The organism is Streptococcus constellatus (genome assembly GCF_902167705.1).
Taxonomy (GTDB): Bacteria; Bacillota; Bacilli; order Lactobacillales; family Streptococcaceae; genus Streptococcus; species Streptococcus constellatus_A.
Map to the genome: position 1 here is coordinate 1 of NZ_CABHMZ010000005.1, position 21903 is coordinate 21903.

19 protein-coding genes and 2 pseudogenes are annotated in these 21903 nt (G+C 41.9%); 20 read left to right on the forward strand and 1 reads right to left on the reverse strand.

What is annotated here, in order from left to right:
• The 4 genes and pseudogenes from FQ204_RS01430 to FQ204_RS01445 form a co-directional block, all read left to right on the forward strand.
• A partial coding sequence (locus FQ204_RS01430; protein WP_144207726.1) for an IS30 family transposase occupies nucleotides 1-796 on the forward strand: 796 nt, incomplete at its 5' end.
• A 20-nt stretch (nucleotides 797-816) separates the two neighbouring features.
• Nucleotides 817-5178 (forward strand): annotated as a pseudogene (locus tag FQ204_RS01435) (DEAD/DEAH box helicase family protein); the annotation flags it as partial.
• Nucleotides 5179-5246: 68 nt separating this feature from the next.
• Entirely contained in the window at nucleotides 5247-7367 is a 2121-nt protein-coding gene (locus tag FQ204_RS01440; RefSeq protein WP_144207729.1) for a recombinase family protein, read from the forward strand.
• Nucleotides 7292-7663: a TnpV protein gene (locus FQ204_RS01445; RefSeq protein ID WP_084230718.1), complete on the forward strand. Its 372-nt coding sequence runs from the start codon at nucleotides 7292-7294 to the stop codon at nucleotides 7661-7663. Before FQ204_RS01440 ends, FQ204_RS01445 begins: the two co-directional genes overlap by 76 nt.
• Before the next feature lie 132 nt (nucleotides 7664-7795).
• On the opposite strand, the gene FQ204_RS01450 is transcribed toward FQ204_RS01445, so the two are convergent.
• Nucleotides 7796-8614, reverse strand: coding sequence for a MerR family transcriptional regulator (locus FQ204_RS01450; protein WP_084230717.1), 819 nt, complete (start codon nucleotides 8612-8614; stop codon nucleotides 7796-7798).
• A gap of 82 nt (nucleotides 8615-8696) precedes the next feature.
• On the opposite strand from FQ204_RS01450, the gene FQ204_RS01455 reads away from it, so the two are divergent.
• From FQ204_RS01455 to FQ204_RS01540, 16 genes and pseudogenes are all read left to right on the forward strand, one after another.
• Nucleotides 8697-9338, forward strand: a complete 642-nt coding sequence (locus FQ204_RS01455) for a YitT family protein (RefSeq protein WP_222103227.1) — start codon at nucleotides 8697-8699, stop codon at nucleotides 9336-9338.
• Between the two features lie 375 nt (nucleotides 9339-9713).
• On the forward strand, nucleotides 9714-9893 hold the full coding sequence (locus FQ204_RS10570; RefSeq protein WP_119210138.1) for a hypothetical protein: 180 nt from the start codon (nucleotides 9714-9716) through the stop codon (nucleotides 9891-9893).
• A gap of 7 nt (nucleotides 9894-9900) precedes the next feature.
• Nucleotides 9901-10908: an AAA family ATPase gene (locus FQ204_RS01460; RefSeq protein ID WP_260843527.1), complete on the forward strand. Its 1008-nt coding sequence runs from the start codon at nucleotides 9901-9903 to the stop codon at nucleotides 10906-10908.
• Between the two features lie 173 nt (nucleotides 10909-11081).
• Entirely contained in the window at nucleotides 11082-11924 is an 843-nt protein-coding gene (locus FQ204_RS01465; protein WP_260843528.1) for a plasmid recombination protein, read from the forward strand.
• Between the two features lie 43 nt (nucleotides 11925-11967).
• Nucleotides 11968-12351: a hypothetical protein gene (locus FQ204_RS10655; protein WP_260843530.1), complete on the forward strand. Its 384-nt coding sequence runs from the start codon at nucleotides 11968-11970 to the stop codon at nucleotides 12349-12351.
• A 118-nt stretch (nucleotides 12352-12469) separates the two neighbouring features.
• Nucleotides 12470-12658, forward strand: coding sequence for a transposase (locus FQ204_RS01470; protein ID WP_084230714.1), 189 nt, complete (start codon nucleotides 12470-12472; stop codon nucleotides 12656-12658).
• Nucleotide 12659: 1 nt separating this feature from the next.
• Nucleotides 12660-13421: pseudogene (locus FQ204_RS01475) on the forward strand (DNA helicase); the annotation flags it as partial.
• Nucleotides 13402-13776 (forward strand): TnpV protein, encoded by a 375-nt coding sequence (locus FQ204_RS01480; RefSeq protein WP_001129922.1) that lies wholly within the window; start codon nucleotides 13402-13404, stop codon nucleotides 13774-13776. The pseudogene FQ204_RS01475 and the gene FQ204_RS01480, both read left to right, overlap by 20 nt.
• 366 nt (nucleotides 13777-14142) lie before the next feature.
• Entirely contained in the window at nucleotides 14143-16062 is a 1920-nt protein-coding gene (tet(O), locus tag FQ204_RS01485; RefSeq protein WP_002596250.1) for a tetracycline resistance ribosomal protection protein Tet(O), read from the forward strand.
• 51 nt (nucleotides 16063-16113) lie between these two features.
• Nucleotides 16114-16287 carry a cysteine-rich KTR domain-containing protein gene (locus tag FQ204_RS01490; RefSeq protein WP_008724758.1) on the forward strand — a complete coding sequence of 58 codons (174 nt, stop codon included), beginning with the start codon at nucleotides 16114-16116 and terminating at the stop codon, nucleotides 16285-16287.
• A gap of 490 nt (nucleotides 16288-16777) precedes the next feature.
• Nucleotides 16778-17287, forward strand: a complete 510-nt coding sequence (locus FQ204_RS01505) for a sigma-70 family RNA polymerase sigma factor (protein WP_002596252.1) — start codon at nucleotides 16778-16780, stop codon at nucleotides 17285-17287.
• A gap of 95 nt (nucleotides 17288-17382) precedes the next feature.
• Nucleotides 17383-17814: a sigma-70 family RNA polymerase sigma factor gene (locus tag FQ204_RS01510; protein ID WP_002596253.1), complete on the forward strand. Its 432-nt coding sequence runs from the start codon at nucleotides 17383-17385 to the stop codon at nucleotides 17812-17814.
• Nucleotides 17815-17890: 76 nt separating this feature from the next.
• Complete coding sequence (locus FQ204_RS01515) at nucleotides 17891-18364, forward strand: RNA polymerase sigma factor (RefSeq protein ID WP_002596254.1); 474 nt, start codon at nucleotides 17891-17893, stop codon at nucleotides 18362-18364.
• 155 nt (nucleotides 18365-18519) lie between these two features.
• The gene (locus FQ204_RS01520; protein ID WP_002596255.1) at nucleotides 18520-19551 is read left to right on the forward strand and encodes an AAA family ATPase; all 1032 of its coding nucleotides are present in this window, start codon (nucleotides 18520-18522) and stop codon (nucleotides 19549-19551) included.
• Between the two features lie 516 nt (nucleotides 19552-20067).
• A complete protein-coding gene (gene mobV, locus FQ204_RS01535; protein ID WP_002596256.1) occupies nucleotides 20068-21033 on the forward strand; it encodes a MobV family relaxase in 966 nt (321 codons plus the stop codon).
• Between the two features lie 8 nt (nucleotides 21034-21041).
• A complete protein-coding gene (locus FQ204_RS01540; protein ID WP_002596257.1) occupies nucleotides 21042-21896 on the forward strand; it encodes a ParB/RepB/Spo0J family partition protein in 855 nt (284 codons plus the stop codon).
• Nucleotides 21897-21903: the final 7 nt, after the last annotated feature.

Sequence of the window (21903 nt, forward strand, 5' to 3'; positions counted from 1 at the left end):
TGGTTATTCCGCAGTCTTAGCACAGGAACAGTACGACCACAGGGCTAAGCAAAAAGGTCGGAAGTCTTGTTTAACACCAAAGTTGAAAAAGGAAATTGAGAACGGTTTAAAATCCTCCTGGTCGCCTGAACAGATTTGTGGGCGCTATCAGCTTGAACAAAAGCCAATGGTAGCTTTTAAAACCATCTATAACTGGCTCTATGCTGGTTTGATTGATCTGGATTTAAGCGTCCTCCGTCGTAAAGGAAGAACTCGACAACCCAAAGAAACACGTGGGACATTTAGGATTGGCACGCCGATTGCCAAACGTCCTAAAGAGGTTCGGAATCGTGAAACTTTTGGCCACTGGGAGCTTGATACTGTAGTGTCTTCCAGAGGCAAAAGCAAGGGGTGTTTAGCGACTTTTCTAGAGCGAAAAACTCGTTTTTACTTAGCCTTCAAGATACCAGATAGAACAGCCAAAGCCATGTTTTCAGCCATCGAACAACTTTGTAAGCTATTTCCAAAAGAGACTCTTAAAACCTTCACTTCAGACAGGGGAAAAGAGTTCGCCTGCTATCCTCTAGTAGAGAATTTAGGAATTTCCTTTTTCTTTGCGGACGCCTATTCATCTTGGCAGAGAGGAAGTAATGAAAACGCAAATGGCTTACTAAGAGAATATTTCCCAAAGAAAACAGATTTAGCTGCTATCTCTGATGAGGCTTTGAACAAGGCCTTATATGATATCAATCACCGACCACGAAAATGTTTAGCTTACAGAACTGCTTATGAAGCTCTAGTGGATGAGTTAGAGTAAATGTTGCACTTATTCTTGCAATTTATCTTGAAGAAAATAAAATTGAAAGCAAGACAGAGATAGAAGAACAAAAAGAGCCAAGTTATTACTCTAAAGACGATCCATATAATTTAATGACTGATGAAATGCTTGAGCGAGTGCCTGAGCTTTATGCACAAGAGGATGTAGCTTTAGCGGATAAACAGGTTCATGCAGCATATATTATTCCATTTAGAAGTAACTGGACTTGGTATATGACGGAATATGACAGGGAAAGTAAAGATGCTTTTGGACTTGTGCTTGGAATAGAGCCTGAATGGGGATATTTTAATCTTGATGAGCTAAAGGAACTAAATGCCCAGAGGCTTGTTTTAGAAGATTTTCCAAAGACCTTTAGAGAACTTAAAGACAGTGAACTTAAAAAGCAGATGGATGAACAGGAGCTTCATCATGTTTTTAACGGAGAACTTAGCTTTGAGGAGAATAATACAGAGCTTGAAGCACCTGAAGAAGTAGAAGAAAGCATACAATCAGAACCTTTTCAGGCTACCTTATTTGATTATCTAAAGGAAAGAGAAGAAGTAGAGCTTAACGAAAAAGAGGACAGCCTTTCAGATGAGTTTGCAGTTAAAGAAGGCGATACCGTCTATTTAAATCATGAGGAGTACAAGGTAAGAAAGCTTTCTAAAAATCAAATCACAGGAAGAAATGACTTATGGCTTGATCCTGCAAGGCAAGGGAATCATCAAATACCGATTGTAGCCTTTACGGATAATGAGGATTTATTAAGACAAGTAAGTCTTGAAAGACCTGAATTTATCATCGGTGATGAAGTGAAGTACAAGGGGAAAGACTATACCATCACAAGATTTGATGATATGGGAAATAACTTAAAGACAGTAACAGTCAAGGATAATACCGAATATCTTGGAGGTATGATTACAGGCTCCGATGTAATTCCTTATCGTCAAGAAAGTGAACTTGATAAAATATTTGAAAATCTGACTTATATAAAACCCGAAAAGACTTTTGAAGAAGTAGAAATAAAGAAAAATGAAGCTCATAATTTCAAGATTACAGAAGAAACGCTCCCTGCAAAGTTATCTCCAAGTGAGAGGTTAAACAATAACCTTGAAGCAATCTCTATGCTTAACAGGGTGGAAAGCGGAGAACGAGAGCTTGATATTACAGCTCAGGAAGTTTTAGCAAAATATGTAGGCTGGGGAGGACTTGCTGATGTCTTTGATGAGAGTAAGGAAGGACAGTGGAGAGAGGCAAGAGACTTTTTAAAAGAACATCTATCACATGCGGAATATGAAGCTGCAAGGGAATCTACCCTGACGAGTTTTTACACACCGAAAACAGTCATCGACGGAATATATAAGACACTTTCAGGTATGGGATTTAAACAGGGAAATATCCTTGAACCATCGATGGGTATTGGGAACTTTATCGGTAATGTTCCTGATGAAATGAGTAAGTAAAAGTTTTATGGTGTAGAGCTTGATTCAGTAAGCGGTCGCATTGGAAAACTGCTATATCCGGAAAGTGAAGTACAGGTAAAGGGACTGGAAGAAACGGGATTTTCCAATAACTTCTTTGATGTTGCAATAGGAAATGTTCCCTTTGGAGAGTACAAGGTAAATGACAGAGAATATAACCGAAATAACTTTCTTATCCATGATTATTTCTTTGCCAAGTCCATTGATAAGGTTCGTAACGGGGGTGTTATTGCCTTTATTACATCTTCAGGAACAATGGATAAAAAAGACGAAAGTGTAAGAAGGCATCTTGCAGCAAGAGCCGAGTTTTTAGGAGCAATCAGACTTCCAAACGACACCTTTAAGGGTGTTGCCGGCACAGAAGTAACTTCGGATATTATCTTCCTAAAGAAAAGAGATAGCGTATTAGAGCGAGATGAAGATTGGATACACCTCGCGGAAGATGAAAACGGGCTTGTATATAACAAATACTTTGTCGATCATCCTGAGCAGGTGCTTGGCTCTATGCGTGAAGTAAGCGGAAGATTTGGGAAAACTCTAACTTGTGAACCGATAGCTTTTTTAGGGCAAGAGATAAATATGGCTTCATTAAAGGATCGTATCGAGATTGCAGGAGAAAGAATTTCAAAAGATGCCAAGTATGAAGAAATAGAGCTACTGGATGATGAAATAACCTCTATTCCTGCAACCGATGATGTAAAAAACTTCTCTTATACCCTGATTGATGATGAAGTCTATTACAGAGAAAACTCGCTTTTTATCAAAAAAGAAGTAAGCGATAAAAACAAAGAAAAAATCAAGGATTACCTTGAGCTGAATGCTGCCTTAAAAGATGTGATTTACAAGCAGAAGGAAGATTTTAGTGAGAAAGAAATCAAGGATTCACAGGAAAAACTAAATGAAGCATATGACAATTTTTCAAAGAAGCATGGCTTTGTCAATAATTTAAGCAATACCAGAGCCTTGAAAGAGGATAGTAACTTCCCACTTGTTTCCTCCATAGAAATCCTTGATGAAGAAGAAAATTTCAAGGCAAAGGGAGATATTTTCTCCAAAAGAACCATTACAAAAGCCAAAGTCATAGACCATGTGGATACCTCTTTAGAAGCCCTTGTTTTATCGGTATCCGAAAAAGGATATGTGGACTTTGACTATATGGGAAGTCTTACAGGAAAAGACAGAGCGACTTTGATTGAGGAGCTTCGAGGGGAAATCTACTTAAATATCAGAGAAGAACAAAACTTTTACAGACCACTTTCCTTTAACTTGGAGGATGGTGATTTACCTTTTGCCTGTGCAAATGGCAGCAATTCATATAAATATGGCTATGTAACAAAAGATGAATACCTAAGTGGGAATATCAGGGACAAGATTGCCATTGTAGATAGCTATCTATCAAAACTAAGACAAACGGAAAGAGAGCTTCCTCATCTTGGCTTTGCCGAGAATGGAAAAGAAAAAGAGCTGATAAGCTATGAAATGAACCGTTTGGAATATCAAAAAGCGGAGCTTACAAAAGTTCTTCCAAAAGAATTAGAAGCAAGTGAAATCAATGTGCGTCTTGGTGCAACTTGGATACCGATTAAAGATATTGAGAAATTCATCTTTGAAACATTAAAAACTCCGGGATATGCAAGATGGGATATTAAGGTTAAATTTTCAAACCTTACAAGCGAATGGAATGTAGAAGGAAAAAGCAGGGACAGAGGAAATGACCTTGCTGAAATGACTTTTGGTACATCAAGGGTAAATGCCTATAAGCTGATTGAAGATGCCTTAAACCTGAAAGAAACGAAGGTATTTGACCAGATTGTAAATCCGGACGGCTCTAAAACTTCTGTCTTAAATAAAAAAGAAACCATGCTTGCAGGACAAAAATAGGAACTATTAAAAGAAGAATTTAAGAACTGGATATTTAACGATCAAGAACGAAGAAACCGTCTTGTAAAACTCTATAACGAGCGTTTTAACTCCATCCGCAACAGAGAATATGATGGAAGCAATCTTTCTTTTGAGGGGATGAATACGGAGATTGATTTAAGACCTCATCAAAGAAATGCCATAGCAAGAAGCCTTTATGGAGGAAATACCTTGCTTGCTCATGTAGTAGGCAGTGGAAAGACCTTTGAAATGGTAGCTTCCGCAATGGAAAGTAAAAGGCTTGGAATGTGTAGTAAGTCCTTATTTGTTGTACCAAATCACTTAACAGGGCAAATCGGTCGTGAGTTTATGCAGCTATATCCGTCGGCCAACATTATGGTGGCTGATAAGAAAGACTTTGAACCGAAAAACAGAAAGAGATTTATCGGAAAGATTGCCACAGGGGAATATGATGCGGTTGTTATTGGGCATACGCAGTTTGAAAAAATCCCTATGAGTAAGGAATATCAGGAAAAGCATATCCAAGATCAGATTGATGAAATCGTAAACTATGTAGAAGAATACAAGCATGATAGAAACCAAAACTTTACGGTAAAACAGCTTGAAAAGACAAAGAAAAAACTGGAAACAAGGCTTGAGAAATTAAATGATGATTTTAAGAAAGACGATGTAATTACCTTTGAGGAATTAGGAGTTGATAAACTCTTTGTTGACGAGGCACATGGCTTTAAGAACCTTTATCTCTATACCAAAATGAGAAATGTCGCAGGTATCGGGCAGTCAGAAGCCTTTAAGTCCTCCGATATGTTCATGAAATGCCGTTACATGGATGAAATGACAGGAGGGAAAGGTATCGTATTTGCCACAGGAACGCCTGTAAGTAACTCTATGACAGAGCTTTATACCATGCAAAGGTATCTTCAGTATGAGAGCCTTAAAAAGAATGGACTGGAGCATTTTGATTCTTGGGCTTCCACTTTTGGAGAAACACAAAGCTCCTTTGAACTATCCCCTGAGGGCTATACTTTAATAGGACGATAAAATTAACTGTCCTAAATTGAAAATACATAAGGAAGGAGGTTAAGAGAATGTCAAGGACTTCAAAGATTACAGCACTTTATGAGAGATTATCAAGAGATGATGACCTGAATGGCGAGAGTAATTCCATTACTAATCAGAAAAAATACCTCGAAGATTATGCCCGTAGGAATGGCTTTGAGAATATCCGCCATTTTACTGACGATGGTTTTTCGGGTGTAAATTTCAATCGCCCCGGCTTTCAAGCGTTGATTAAGGAAATTGAAGCAGGCAATGTCGGAACATTGATTGTTAAGGATATGAGCCGATTAGGGCGAAACTATCTGCAAGTCGGCTTTTATACGGAAATTCTGTTTCCGCAGAAAGATGTCCGTTTTCTTGCAATCAATAACAGCATTGACAGCAACAATGCTTCGGATAATGATTTTGCTCCGTTTTTGAATATTATGAACGAATTCTATGCCAAAGACACGAGCAATAAAATCAAGGCTATGTTTGACGCACGAATGAAAGACGGAAAGCGTTGCAGTGGTTCTATTCCTTATGGGTATAACCGATTGCCAAGCGATAAGCAGACGCTTGTCGTTGCCCCTGTGGCTTCTGAGGTGGTAAAGCGTATCTTTCTGCTTGCCAATGAGGGCAAAAGCCCACGAGCCATAGCGGAAATACTGACCGAAGAAAGGGTTTTAATTCCTGCCGCATATGCAAAGGAATATCATCCAGAACAGTACAACGGAATTAAGTTTGCAGACCCTTATATTTGGGGCATATCTGCCATTAGAACGATTTTAAGCAGGCAGGAATATCTTGGGCATACTGTTTTGAGAAAGTCGGTCAGCAGCAATTTCAAACTGCATAAGAGAAAGACTACCGATGAAGATGAGCAGTATGTGTTTTATAACACCCACGAGCCTATCATATCGCAGGAACTTTGGGACAGCGTTCAGAAGCGAAAGAAACGAGTGAACAGAGCTGCGGCAAGAGGTACACATATAAACCGATTAAGCGGCTATCTATATTGTGCCGACTGTGGCAGGAGAATGACTTTGCAAACGCATTACAGCAAGAAAGATGGTTCTACTCAGTATTCTTACCGTTGCGGCGGGTATGCAAGCAGGGTTAATTCCTGTACTTCCCATACGATTAGTGCTGATAATGTTGAAGCCTTGATATTATCGGCGGTTAAACGCTTTTCAAAATTCGTTCTGAATGACGAAAAAGCATTTGCTTTGGAACTGCAATCCCTTTGGAAAGACAAGCAAGAGGAAAAGCCGAAGCACAATCAATCGGAGTTGAAACGCTGTCAGAAACGCTATGACGAACTCTCTACGCTCATTCGTGGCTTGTATGAAAATCTTATATCGGGATTACTGCCCGAAAGACAGTACAAGCAACTGATGAAGCAGTATGATGATGAACAGGCTGAATTGGAAGCAAAAATGGAAACGATGAAAAAGGAACTTTCCGAAGAAAAAGACAGCACTATGGGTATTCAGCATTTTATATCGCTGATAAGCAAGTATAAAAATCCTACGGAAGTTTCTGATTTGATGTTTACCGAACTTGTTGACAAGATTGTGGTGTATGAAGCCGAGGGTTTGGGAAAAGCAAGGACACAAAAGGTTGATATTTACTTCAATTATGTCGGACAGGTCGATATTGCCTACACCGAGGAAGAACTTGCCGAGATAAAAGAGCAAGAAGAACAGGAAGAAAAGAAGCGATTGGAGAAACAGCGTCAGCGTGAAAAAGCCTATCGAGAGAAGCAAAAGGCGAAAAAACTTGCTGAAAACGGTGGCGAAATCGTCAAAACAAAGGTGTGTCCGCATTGTCAGAAAGAATTTATCCCTACAAGCAACCGACAGATTTTCTGCTCAAAGGATTGTTGCTATCAGGCAAGGCAGGATAAGACGAAAGCCGACAGAGAAGCGGAAAAAGGCAATCATTATTATCGTCAGCGTGTATGTGCTGTGTGTGGCAGTACCTACTGGCCTACACACAGTCAGCAGAAATTCTGCTCAGCGGAATGTAAAAAGGTAAACCACAATAAGAAAACCTTGGAGTTTTACTACAAGAAGCAAAAGGAGAAAGAACTATGCAAAGATTTATTACAGACGAAAAAACAGATATCCAATACGAACTCATCAGAGATTACTATTATCCCTGTTTGACAGTAGAAGAAAGTCCCCCTCTTTCAAAATACGGGCGGTTGCGGCAACGATATTTGAGGGAACATAAGCGTGTGCTATATTTTACTCTGCTGACAAGCGGAAAGCTATATGAACATCTTGCTGAAATTGATGCTTCGGCTTGTAATATGGCTGAATATCTGATAAAGGAAATGGCAAAAAAGCAAGGCGTAACAGAGGAACTGAAAGCAACGGATATGATGCGATGGGTCGGGCTTATGAATAACATTCGAGCCTGCGTTGATGAGATTGTATTGAATGATATTGTGTACTCGTAATTTAATACCAGCCGAAGAAGAACTGCTGTCTGCTTGATGGCAGTTTTTCTTTTTCGGCAAGTATTCAAGAAGTCATTAAGTTGCGAGTATAGTCGAAGTGGGTATAAAATATGTGGTAAATACATTTGATGATTACTCAACATAAAACATAATTTTCGTTATATATTCGTTTTCATCGCTCGTAGAAAGATAGTCGTTAATTGCAAATTCATATGAGTCTGAAATAATATTCAACTGATTCTTTTGACAGTATTGCAAAATGCGTTCATAAGTTTTACCAATGGAAGGATAATCTCCCGTGTGATAAGTAAACACACACATTCCTTTGGGGAGTTCCAGAACACCCTCAATATTATCCGACTTTTCGATAGGGAGAAAAGCAAAAGAAGCTTCCGTATATCTTTTCTGTAAAATATGTTCATAGGGCATAATTGCACCACTTTGAAAGAAAATTGGAAGTTGCTCTTTGAATGAACGAACAAAACATTCCTTGGTGGCGATACTGACCATTTCCAAAGTATAAGGTTTAGCAACCTCTTGCAGTAAAATGTATTGAGGGTTTACTTCTTCCACAGAAATAACATCACTGCAATCACGAATGGAGGCGGAATGTTCCAACTGTAAGCAACGATGTTCGACACGAGTTTTAATCATTTGCAGTTCATTAATTTGACGATTGATGATAGTAAGTTGTTTTCGAAGAGCGATAATGGAATTATCAACCGTAAAATTCTTCATATGTACTTTAATTTCATCGAGAGAAAAGCCGATTTTTTTCATTATGCAAATCGTATCTAAATAGTCGAGTTGACTGGAACTGTAATAACGATAGCCATTGTTAGAATCCGTATATGCAGGACAAAAAAGACCGATTTTATCATAAAAAATCAGAGTTTGACGAGATATATTTTGAAGTTTGGACATTTCACCAATGGAAAACAAATTTTTCATACAACCCCCCTTGACCTTATAGTTACTATACAGTTTATAATTATAACATAGGAATATGAACATATCAAGGAGGATACTCAAATTGAAACACTGTATGACATCCATTTGCAAAGAATTTATGGATGGATTGACTTTTAAGAAAATACTGCTGATATTGCTCGGAGCAATGATTTGTACCTTTGGTATTCACAACATTCATCAGCGAACAAACATAACAGAAGGTGGGGTCATTGGGTTAATGCTTCTCGTTGAACATTGGCTAAAAATTTCTCCAGCCTACATTACACCTATCTTGGATATAACTTGTTATTTGCTCGCATTTAAATTTTTGGGTGGAAGCTTTATAAAAATATCAATTATTTCAACTATGTTTGTTTCTGGTTTTTATAAAATATGGGAGTTGTTTCCGCCAATGCTTCCTGATTTATCTGCACATCCTTTGGTTGCCTCTGTATTAGGCGGTATTTTTGTTGGTGTAGGTGTTGGTCTAATTGTTCGACAGGGGGGATCCAGTGGTGGAGATGATGCACTGGCGTTAACAATTTCTCATATTTCGCACTGGAAGTTATCTCGTTCCTATTTGTTTACGGATGTTGTAGTTCTATTTTTATCACTTACCTACATTCCAGTAATGCGTATTGTATTTTCATTGATTACAGTTACCATCTCGTCTTATCTGATTGATTGGATAAAGGAATATGAAAGCGTCAATAGCGTTAAGTAATAGCAGCAATTCTAATATTTGTTGATTTGCTAATGTATAACGAAGCAATAACTTGGAATAAAATAGTCGGCCATTATAATACGCCTTATCGGACTTGCTTTTACCAATCTAAAAAATAAGAAAATTCAGTTTAGCACTATCACAAAACAAAATATATCTGACAGAAAGCACTGTAGAAATACGGTGTTTTTTGTTACCCAAAACCCACAATTCAATACATAACCACAGGTTAGTACAAATACCTTATGTGATTTTTTAAAAGGCTTAGAAAGGGATATTTACCCCGATTTTCGCCCCGAGAAATGACACAAACAAGGCTTAATGTATCTTCTCTGTGGTTTTTATATTTTCGGCAGGAAAGGAGGATTGATTGCTATGCCGAGAATGAGCAAGAAACGGAAACAAGAGTGGGCATTGTTTCTGAATGAAAGAAATCGCATTACCTACAACGAACTTTGCAGAAAATGCAGGAATGACTGTAAGCAGAGTTTCCGCTGTATCGTGGTGCTTTGCCCGAAATATTTATCGAAAAGGAGAACAAAGAAAAATGATTGAAAATGAAATGACTGTCAGCGTACCTCTTGAAGTTGTCAAGGCAAGCGAAATCGAGCCGAAAGAAGTGAAATGGCTGTGGTATCCGTATATTCCGTTTGGCAAGGTTACGCTGTTGCAGGGCGATCCCGGCGATGGAAAAAGCAAGCTAATGCTTTCCATTGCCGCCCTGCTCTCAAAGGGCGAACCTCTGCCCTTTACCGAAACGGAAGAAAACGAGCCTATGACTATCATCTATCAGACAACGGAAGATGACGCAGACGATACGGTAGTACCTCGATTTAATTCTGCCGGTGGCAACGGTGAGAACCTTATCTTTATCAAGGAAGATGAAAAGTCTTTATCCTTTGGGGATAACCGTATTCGTGAAGCGATTGAGATGTACCACGCAAAACTTTTAATTCTTGACCCGATGAGTTCTTATATCGGAGAAAGCTGTTCAATGAACAATGCCAACGAAACTCGAGCCGAGTTTAATCATTTGATAGCGGTTGCGAAAGATACAGGTTGTGCGATTGTGATTATCGCTCATATGAACAAGATGAGGGATACCAATCCCCTTTACCGCACCAACGGTTCGATTGACATTGCGGGTGCTGCAAGAAGTATTCTTGCAATCACACGCACACCGAACAAAGAAGCACCTACGGAAAGATATTTGGTGCAGGTAAAATCAAACCTTGCTCCGACAGGCTCTGCCATTCTGTTTGAGGTGTCGGAGAAAGGTGTGGACTTCATTTCCGAAATGGAAATGACAGCAGAAGAAGCGTTCCACTCCCTTGCCCCGAAAATTGGCAGACCGAACGACAAGGAAGTCAAGGCGAAAGCATTTCTGATTGAAATGCTGAAAGACGGAGAAATGCTTTCTTCGGATTGTGAAGAAAAACTTGAAGCCGCAGGGTTCAGGAAATCGACCATTAAAAAGGCAAAGAAGAACGCAGGAGTTATCTCCCGAAAGAAAGGTTTTCTGTGGTACTGGTCTTTGCCGATGGGCGATATACCAAGAGAATATAAATAGGCTGTCTGTTGATAGGACAGTCTGTTTTTATGATTGAGGTATCAAAGGAGGTCAAGGGGGAACACCCTTGCCCACGACATCTTTGCAGACAAAGTCTGAAAGTGTCATAGTGGGTTACACACATTCAAAGAATGTTGTGTAATGGCTTCACCCTGCCGAGAAAGGAGAACGAAATGGCGAAAAGCAACAAGGCGGATATGAGTTGTGCAAGGGTAAAAAAGTACACCGCTTCTGATGTGAGCAAGGCGGAAAGGCACAACGAACGCAAGAATGAAACCTATGAAAATATGAATGTGATTGAGGAACGCATACCCTATAATGTGCATTTCAAAAAGCCTTTTGCCCCAACCTATATGGAGCAGTTAAAGCTGATGGAAACTGATGGTATGGTGTCGCTTCGTGGGTTGAGAAAAGACGCAACGCTGTTCAATGAGATTGTGATTGATGTGAACACAATGTACTTTGAGCATAACGGTGGCTACGAATATGCAAAGCAGTTTTATGAAGAAGCGTTTCATTTTATCGAGGAAAAATTCGGTGCTGATAATGTCATATCGGCTGTTATGCACGCTGATGAAATCAATGTAGCGGCAACTGAGGAACTGGGAAAAGAGGTTTACCACTATCATCTTCACGCTATGGTTTTGCCTGTGGTGGAGAAAGAAATCCTATGGAGCAAGCGTTGCAAAGATGAAAAACTGCGAGGAACAGTTAAGGAAGTTGTTCATCAAATTAGCCATTCAAAGAAATGGAAATCGGATATTCCGCTGACCGATGAAAAAGGCAATCTGCTTCTCAGAAAGAACGGAAAACCTATGTTTCGAGCTTCGTACAGCATACTGCAAGACGAATTGTTTAATTATATGACAGAGCGAGGATTCAAAGGCTTTCAGCGTGGCGAATACGGAAGTACCGCAGAGCATTTGACTTCCTTGCAATATCAAATCAAGCAGGACAAGGAGCGATTGGAGAAGTTGCAGAAGCGTATTCAGCGTGAACAGATAGATAAAGTATGAGCCTGCCCGTAATGTTTCCAAAACCTATAACGAGATTGACAGTATGGGGCAGAAAACAATCACGGGTAAAATGGCAATCTCAAAAGAGGATTATTCCCAACTGACTGCCCTTGCCAAAGAGGGCATTACAAGTCGTGCGGAAATCAGCGAATTAGAACAGAGTGCCAACTATTACCGACAGAAATATTTTGACTGTGCAAACGCACTCGAAAGAATGAAAACTAAATACAACGAACTGAAAGAAAAGTGCAGACCTTTTCTTCAAGCGTTGGAGCATTTCCCCGAAGTTGCTAAACTTTTTACCGAGAAAGTGAAGCAGCTTTTTTCTTTTAAGGAAGCACAGGAACGAACCGAAAAAGAAGCAAGGGAAAAAGAACGACAGGAGCGTATCAAGGCTCGAAGAAACAAGCGTGGTATGGAAAGATAACCATTTCCATTATACTCACGACTTAATGACTTCTTGACATATTGAAAATCTGCGGTTGCTGGGTGTTCTAATGTGAATGCCCAGCAATCAAATTTTATGAAAGAGAGGAACGGACTATATGAAAGAACAGAAATATTCTTATTCACAGCGAATTGGAAAGACAACATTCAACGTAAATGTAAAGCAGTCCGAAAGTGCCAAAAAGCCTTTGAATACAGTGTTTCAGGACATCTGCAAGCACGAGGTTTTGGGTGGCTTCTTTACGGACAAATCGTTTAATTTAGAAAATCCACAAAAAGTGTCTTGACAAACTCGACCCCGAAGGAACAGGATATAGGGTAAAAACGAGATTTTCAAAGTTCTATAACTTACCTGAGCTTATGAGTATGTTTAAGGAAGTTGCAGATATTCAGACGGCGGATATGCTTAATCTTCCTACACCTGAAGCTAATTATGAGGTTATTAAAACAAAGCCTTCTGAAGAACAAAAGGAAATCTTAAAGAGCCTTTCTGAAAGAGCAGATGATGTTAGAAATAGGGCTGTAGAACCAGATGTTGATAATATGCTTAAAATTACCAATGACGGTAAGAAACTTGCCTTAGATCAGCGTTTAATCAATCCCCTACTTCCTGATAATCCCGAAAGTAAAGTAAATGTATGCGTGAAAAATGTATTTGCTATTTGGGATAAGACAAAAGAAAACAGGTCAACACAATTACTTTTTTCTGATATGTCAACTCCAAAAGGGGATGGAGAATTTAATATTTACGATGACATCAGAGAAAAACTCGTAGCAATGGGAATACCGAAAGAAGAGATTGCCTTTATCCATGAAGCGAATTCTGATAAGCAAAAGGACGAACTCTTTGCGAAGGTAAGAAAAGGCGAAGTTCGTATCTTAATGGGTTCAACGCAGAAGATGGGAGCCGGAACGAATGTGCAAAATAAACTAATTGCTTTGCATGACCTCGATGTGCCTTGGCGTCCTGCTGATGTAGGACGGATTTTGCGGACATTCAAAATAAAAAAGAATGTGGAGGTAACAGACAATGGCAAAATCATTATTTGAGGAACTGGGCGGCAAATACGAAAGGCAAGGGGATTATTTGATACCGTGCTTAACTGTACCCGCCGAAGAAGAACAGGCAATAGGCATCTGGGGGCAACGGCATTTAGATTATCTAAAACAGTACCGTAAAGTTACATACACCAATCTTCTTACAAGCGGCAGGCTAAACGCCTACCTTGCCGACATCAACAGACAGGCACAGGAACGCTTTGAAAGGCTCATAGAGGGTATGAAACAGGCACAGGGCATAACGGAACAGCTAAAGGCAGAAAACGCCTTAGAATGGACAGGATGCCTCAATAACATAAGGGCTTGTGCGAGGGAGATTGTGGAAAAGGAAATTATTTTTGCATAAACAGATGATTAGTGGCAGGGGGAAATCCTGCCGCTTTTTCTGCTTTAGTTTGTCAGCTTGACAAATAAAGGGTTAAGGAATATAATTAGATTCAGTATTATACAAGGAGTTAATAAATATGCGGCAAGGTATTCTTAAATAAACTGTCAATTTGATAGTGGGAACAAAAAGTAGCAGTCTCGTTTCACTTTTAATATGGGGCTTAGTTTTTTGTACCCAGTTTAAGAATACTTTTATCATGTAATTTTATATGCCCGAAAACATATAAGTGTTTTGGGGCTATTGGAGTTATTTACCCAGTGATAGGAGTATTTATCACTGGGTATTTTTATGCCCTTTTTTGGGTGTTGATAGGAGGAAAATCACATGAAAATAATTAACTTAGGCATTCTGGCTCACGTTGACGCAGGAAAGACAACATTAACGGAAAGTTTATTGTATACCAGTGGTGCAATTGCAGAACTAGGGAGCGTAGATGAAGGCACAACAAGGACAGATACAATGAATTTGGAGCGTCAAAGGGGAATCACTATCCAGACAGCAGTGACATCTTTTCAGTGGGAGGATGTAAAAGTCAACATTATAGATACGCCAGGCCATATGGATTTTTTGGCGGAAGTATACCGTTCTTTATCCGTATTAGACGGAGCAGTATTATTAGTTTCTGCAAAGGATGGCATACAGGCACAGACCCGTATACTGTTTCATGCACTACAGACAATGAAGATTCCGACAATTTTTTTCATCAATAAAATTGACCAAGAGGGGATTGATTTGCCAATGGTATATCGAGAAATGAAAGCAAAGCTTTCTTCGGAAATTATAGTGAAGCAAAAGGTTGGGCAGCATCCCCATATAAATGTAACGGACAATGACGATATGGAACAGTGGGATGCGGTAATTATGGGAAACGATGAACTATTAGAGAAATATATGTCAGGGAAACCGTTTAAAATGTCAGAACTGGAACAGGAAGAAAACAGGAGATTCCAAAACGGAACGTTATTTCCCGTTTATCACGGAAGCGCTAAAAACAATCTGGGGATTCGGCAGCTTATAGAAGTGATTGCCAGTAAATTTTATTCATCAACGCCTGAAGGTCAATCTGAACTATGCGGGCAGGTTTTTAAGATTGAATATTCAGAGAAAAGGCGGCGTTTTGTTTATGTGCGTATATATAGCGGAACATTGCATTTGAGGGATGTTATTAGAATATCTGAAAAAGAGAAAATAAAAATCACAGAGATGTGTGTTCCGACAAACGGTGAATTATATTCATCCGATACAGCCTGCTCTGGTGATATTGTAATTTTACCAAATGATGTTTTGCAGCTAAACAGTATTTTGGGGAACGGAATACTGTTGCCGCAGAGAAAATTTATTGAAAATCCTCTCCCTATGCTCCAAACAACGATTGCAGTAAAGAAATCTGAACAGCGGGAAATATTGCTTGGGGCACTTACAGAAATTTCAGATGGCGACCCTCTTTTAAAATATTATGTGGATACTACAACGCATGAGATTATACTTTCTTTTTTGGGGAAAGTGCAGATGGAAGTCATTTGTGCCATCCTTGAGGAAAAATATCATGTGGAGGCAGAAATAAAAGAGCCTACTGTTATATATATGGAAAGACCGCTTAGAAAAGCAGAATATACCATCCACATAGAAGTCCCGCCAAATCCTTTCTGGGCTTCTGTCGGGTTGTCCATAGAGCCGCTCCCTATTGGAAGCGGAGTGCAGTATGAAAGCAGAGTTTCACTTGGATATTTAAATCAATCGTTCCAAAATGCGGTTATGGAGGGGGTTCTTTATGGCTGCGAGCAGGGGCTGTATGGATGGAAAGTGACAGACTGTAAAATCTGTTTTGAATATGGATTGTATTATAGTCCTGTAAGTACCCCCGCAGACTTTCGGCTGCTTTCCCCTATCGTATTGGAGCAGGCTTTAAAAAAAGCAGGGACAGAACTATTAGAGCCATATCTCCACTTTGAAATTTATGCACCGCAGGAATATCTCTCACGGGCGTATCATGATGCTCCAAGGTATTGTGCAGATATTGTAAGTACTCAGATAAAGAATGACGAGGTCATTCTGAAAGGAGAAATCCCTGCTAGATGTATTCAAGAATACAGGAACGATTTAACTTATTTCACAAATGGGCAGGGAGTCTGCTTGACAGAGTTAAAAGGATACCAGCCAGCTATTGGTAAATTTATTTGCCAACCCCGCCGCCCGAATAGCCGTATAGATAAGGTTCGGCATATGTTCCACAAGTTAGCTTAACAGCTTGCAAAAGTCATATAAAATGAGATTTGAAAGGATTAGAGACTAATTATGATGAAATGCGAATGGATATTGTGTCCTGTTTGTGGGAACAAAACCCGTAATAAAATTAGGAAGGACACTGTTTTGGAGAATTATCCCCTTTATTGTCCAAAATGCAGACAAGAAAGATTGATTAAAGTTGACAACTTGAAGATAACTGTCATCAAAGAGCCAGACGCTTAAGACGCAGAGCCGATGAAATTGTGGAACAATTCACGAATCATCGGCTCTTTTTGTTTCGTATTTGAAAGAACAAACTCACCAAATAAAAAAAACGATATTCGGGTGGGTTATTTTGTTATACCCTAAATTACCCTCTGAATTTGTTTTTAAATTTGGAGGGATTTTTTTATGTCCTTTTTTCGGGCAGTTATCTATCTGCTCATACGAAGCAAAATTTATCAATACATAGCATATCAGAGAACGGCAGGAAACCAGTTAAAAAAATTTCTGCCTATGCAACGGCACTTCCTGCCTTGAATGTAGAAGTACAATCTCCATACAACAGAATTAATATTTCCCATAACCGTAAAGGTCATAGAGCCTTTGCGGTTTTTCTTTTGTCGATTTTTGTTGGAAAGTGCCATAGGGCTATTAGTGGTGTTAGGTGTCGTTCGCCACCTCTCCATCTGGATTTTGAACATTTCAAAAATTCAGATGGGAGGTACTTACAGTGAAATACGCACCGAGAAAGGTATATATCAAGGAAAGCGGCAGATATGTGGAACTGTCCTATACGGATTTCTGCCGCCGCAGGGAATCCGACCAGACCTATATGGACAAGCTGTTTATCCCCATTCAAGGCTGTCTGCTTGAAGTCGTGAGGGAGCAATACACGGACTTCTACCGAGATAAGGAACGGTGGCGTTATCTGAAAAAATTAGATACGAAGAACAGCCTGCTTTCTCTGGATGGATTTACGGACAGCGAGGGGAAGCCTTTAGACTTTATCGCTGATGAAGCGGCAGACATTGCGGAAACCGTTGTCAATGCGGTTATGGTGGACAGGCTGAAAGCCGCCCTGCCTTTGCTGTCGGATAGTGAACAGGAATTGATACAGGCAATCTTTTTTGACGGACTTTCTGAGCGTGAAGTCGGGGCGAGGTTCGGCATAACCCAGAGCGTTGTGAACAAACGCAAAGCCAGAATCCTAAGAAAACTAAGAAAGATAATAGAAAATTAAAATTTAAGGCGTTCAGCCCCCTTGTTTTTTCCTTTGGGAAAATGAGGGGGTTTTTCTCTGCCCTCTCAATCAATTCTGATTGGAGGAAAAGAAGCATGGCATATAACCACGGACGGGAGGACAGGAAATGGCGTATCTGGAAAGAAGCGGAGGAAAAGCTGCTGCGTGAGTGCGGCGTTGATGAAGCGACCATTGAGCAGATACGCATTGCGGACAGGGCAGACTTCAATTCCAACAGGCGGTTTTACCGATGGACGAATGACATTGCGGAATACCTTGAGGACATGGCAGACAGGGAGCGGCAGACGGAAGTGGGTACGGTTGCGGAGTTACTGGACGAGATTGAGAGCGAAAATCTCTATCAAGTATTAGTCGCGGTGGACGGGCGTACCTTGAAAATCGTCCTGCTGAAAATGCAGGGGTATTCCACAAAGGAGATTGCCCCGCTCGTGCATTTGACGACTGGTGCCATCTATGCGAGGTTAGACCATCTGCGGAAGAAGCTACGAAAATTTTATAGCGTCTAAAACAGCCTGCCGTCCTGCGGGCTACTGGGTGAGGGATGGAAATCCCCTCACTTATTTTTTGCAGGAGGCAAGCGGGATGGCATACAGAGTTAAGGCGTACACGCTTCGGGAGGAATCCACGGAAAGCGGCACAAGGTATTTTATCAGCTTTAAGGACGGGCAGGGCAAATCCCACGAGTTGGAAGTGTCGGAACAGTTCTTTATGGAGTTTCGGCAGATGGAACGCAGGAACAGGAATCTCCTCCAATGGGACGAGCGGCACAGGGAGTTTTCGGAAGTATGGGACGAAACGCTGAACAGGCGGGCGTTGAAGCTGCCTAAGAGCATAGAGGAACAAATGATTGAGGCAGAACGGGCAGAACTGCTCTGTAAGGCGGTTGACGGACTGCCAGAGATACAAAGGCGGCGTTTCCTGCTCTACTACGAGTATGAGTTCAATTTTTACCAAATCGCCGCTATGGAGCATTGCACCGCTTCGGCAATACAGAAATCTGTTGCGATTGCAAAGGAGAAAGTAAAGGCGGAAATGAGGAAGTATCTCCAACCGTGACCGACACCGCCCGAAAAAGAAATCTGTTTTTTATTTGTGTGGGATTGGCGGCATTACATACTCTCACTTTTTCTTCGTGGGAGTAAATCTATTTTTAAGGAGGTCAACGCCTATGTGCAACGAAAACAAAAACACCGCCCGAAAGGAGGAAAGCCATGCAGAAGTTACAGACAGTCAACGCCGAAACGCTCCTTTATGAACCGCTTGAGAAGCCGTCCTTTGTGGTGGACAGCCTTATCCCCACAGGCTTGTCGCTGTTCTGCGGCTCACAGAAGATAGGAAAGAGCTGGCTCATGCTGAAGCTATGTTTATGCGTGTCGCAGGGACTTCCCTTGTGGGATATGCCGACAATGGAGGGCGACGTGCTTTACCTCTGCCTTGAGGACACGTTCTGCCGTATACAGGACAGGCTGTTCCGATTGACGAACGAAGCGAGCAGGCGGCTTCACTTTGCCGTGGCAAGCTGCAAGCTGTCAGACGGTCTTATCGTGCAGCTTGAAGATTATCTGAAAGATTACCCAAACAGCAGGCTTATTGTCATTGACACTTTGCAGAAAGTCCGTACAGCTTCAAAAGACAATGCCTACGCAAGCGACTATGGGGACATCTCACTAATCAAAGACTTTGCCGACAGGCATTCATTGGCGGTCATTGTCGTACACCACATCCGAAAGCAGAATGACAGCGATGTGTTCAACAAGGTGTCTGGGACGACAGGCTTAACGGGGAGTGCGGACGCTACCTTTGTTCTGGAAAAGGAGAAACGGGCATCCGACACCGCCAAGCTGTATGTGACGGGCAGGGACACGCCCTATCAGGAATACACGCTGCGTTTCCGTGATTGCAGTTGGGAACTTGTGGAGAGAAAAACGCAGGAGCAGCTTGCGAAAGAAACGATACCAGACGTCCTTTTTCGGTTGGTGGATTTTATGAGGGATAAGGAAGAATGGGCAGGCACGGCAACGGAGCTGTTAGCCGCTATGAGGGAAACGGAAACCATACCCACGGTGATTACGAAATGGCTCAATGAATACCGCACCACATTTTTAAATGAGAACCATATCGTTTATCAGTACAGCCGCAAAAAACACGGCAGGCAGATTTCGCTTGCAAAGCGGGCGGGTGACAGCGGTGACGGTGGTGACAGCGATATTGGGATACCCCCTGTTACTGTCATTGACGCTTAAAGCCGTGTAAAGCTGGCGACTCTGCCCTGCGGGTGACAGCGGTGACGGCGGTGACAGTGATTTTAGGATACCCTGCCGCTGTCATCCCTGCGGGAGAACACCCCGTAAACGCAAAGTGCAGGCGTAGGATTTACCCGCCCTTTTCGGCGTGTAAAACCACCCCTGCGGTCAGAAAAATCCTTCCGATTTTTCCGACTGCGTTTACAGGGTGTAACACACTACACTTTGCCCTGCAAAGTCGTGTGCCAGACGTTCCCTCTGGACTCCCTTATGGCAGGTCTTACGCCCTGCTTATCCTACGCTCCACGCTTCGGATAAAAGAATGGCAGCATGACGGTGACGGCTCTTGCGAGGGGGTATTCCAAAAACACCGTCATCATCGACATGACCGTCATGCAGGGAATAAGGGTGACAGTTGAGGCAGTCGGTAGGGGGTATCCCAAAACTGCTGTCACCGCCGTCACCGCTGTCACCCAAAGGGCAGTTTACCCGCCGAAGAAAGGAAGATGATGAATTATGCCCTATGCAATCCTGCGTTTCCAGAAACGCAAAGCGGGCGGCGTTGCGGCTTGCGAACGCCACAACGAGCGTAAAAAAGAAGCCTATAAAAGCAATCCAGATATAGATATGGAACGCTCGAAAGATAACTACCATCTTGTGAATCCGCCGAGGTACACCTACAAGAAAGAGATTAACCGCATGGTAGCCGAAGCAGGGTGCAGGACGAGGAAAGATAGCGTGATGATGGTGGAAACGCTTATCACGGCTTCGCCAGAATTTATGAACAGCCTGCCGCCCAAAGAACAGAAAGCGTATTTTACGATGGCTCTGGATTTCATTTCAGAGCGTGTCGGGGAGAAAAATATCCTCTCCGCAGTCGTCCACATGGACGAGAGAACGCCGCATATGCACCTCTGTTTTGTGCCGATTACACCAGACAATAAGCTGTCTGCCAAAACAATTTTAGGCAATCAAAAGAGCCTGTCCGAATGGCAGACCGCCTACCATGAGCGGATGTCCTCACGGTGGAATCAGCTTGAAAGAGGTCAGTCCTCAATGGAAACGAAGCGGAAACATGTCCCCACATGGCTCTATAAGTTGGGCGGCAGGCTTGATAAACAGTATGAGGAAATTGTGTCTGCACTGTCCGACATCAACGCCTTTAATGCAGGGAAGAAGCGTGACAAGGCTCTGGAACTGATTGCGGCATGGCTCCCAGACGTGGAGAAATTCTCAAAGGAAATCAGTAAGCAGAGTGCCTATATCAATAGCCTAAAGGAGCAAATCGGGCAGGAATCAGACTATGCGGGGCGTATGCGTGATGAAAAGTATGAGCAGGAACTAAAGGTGCAGAAAGCGAACCAGAAGATATTTGAGTTGCAGAGAACCAACGAGCAGATGGGGCGGCTGCTCTCAAAGATACCGCCCGAAGTGTTGGAAGAATTGCAGAAAAACCATAAAAGCAGAGCGAAAGAAAGGTAGATATGTGAATGAAGAAACAGGATTTTAAGGTGTTAAAGACCAAAGACTTGTACCCGTTTCCCGACAATCCGTTTCATGTGGCAGAGGATGAAACGCTGTCAGAATTAGCGGAAAGCATCAAGGAATTTGGCATTGTCACGCCGATAATCACACGCCCGAAAGAGGACGGGAACGGCTATGAAGTGATTGCAGGGCAGCGGCGTGTCCGTGCGTCTGAACTTGCAGGGATAAATACCGTGCCTGCGTTTGTCCTGCCCTTAGACCGTGACCGAGCCATCATCACCCTTGTAGACAGTAATTTACAGCGTGAGAATATCCTGCCATCAGAGCGGGCGTTTGCCTACAAGATGAAATCCGAAGCCATGAAGCGGCAGGGTTTCCGCACAGACTTAACCTCGTCACAAGTTGTGACGAAGTTGCGGACGGACGACAAGGTGGCACAGGGCTTCGGCGTAGGCAGGATGACCGTACAAAGATTTATCCGTTTGACGGAACTGATACCGCCGATTTTGCGGATGGTGGACGAGGGGAAAATCGCCCTCACGCCTGCGGTGGAACTGTCCTTTTTGAAGAAAGACGAGCAGGAAAACCTCTTTGCCACGATGGAGAGCGAAGAAGCAACGCCCTCACTCTCACAGGCACAGCGGATGAAAAGCCTAAGCCAGAGCGGGCGGCTTGACATGGATACGATATTTGCAATTATGACGGAGGAAAAGGGAAACCAGAAAGAAACCTTGAAAATCAACACAAGCAAGCTGAAAAAGTATTTTCCGAAGAACACAACGCCGAAGCAGATGGAGGAAACCATCATTAAACTTTTGGAGCGTGAATTGCAGAGGAAACGGGGCAGGGACAGCCGCTAATCTTCTC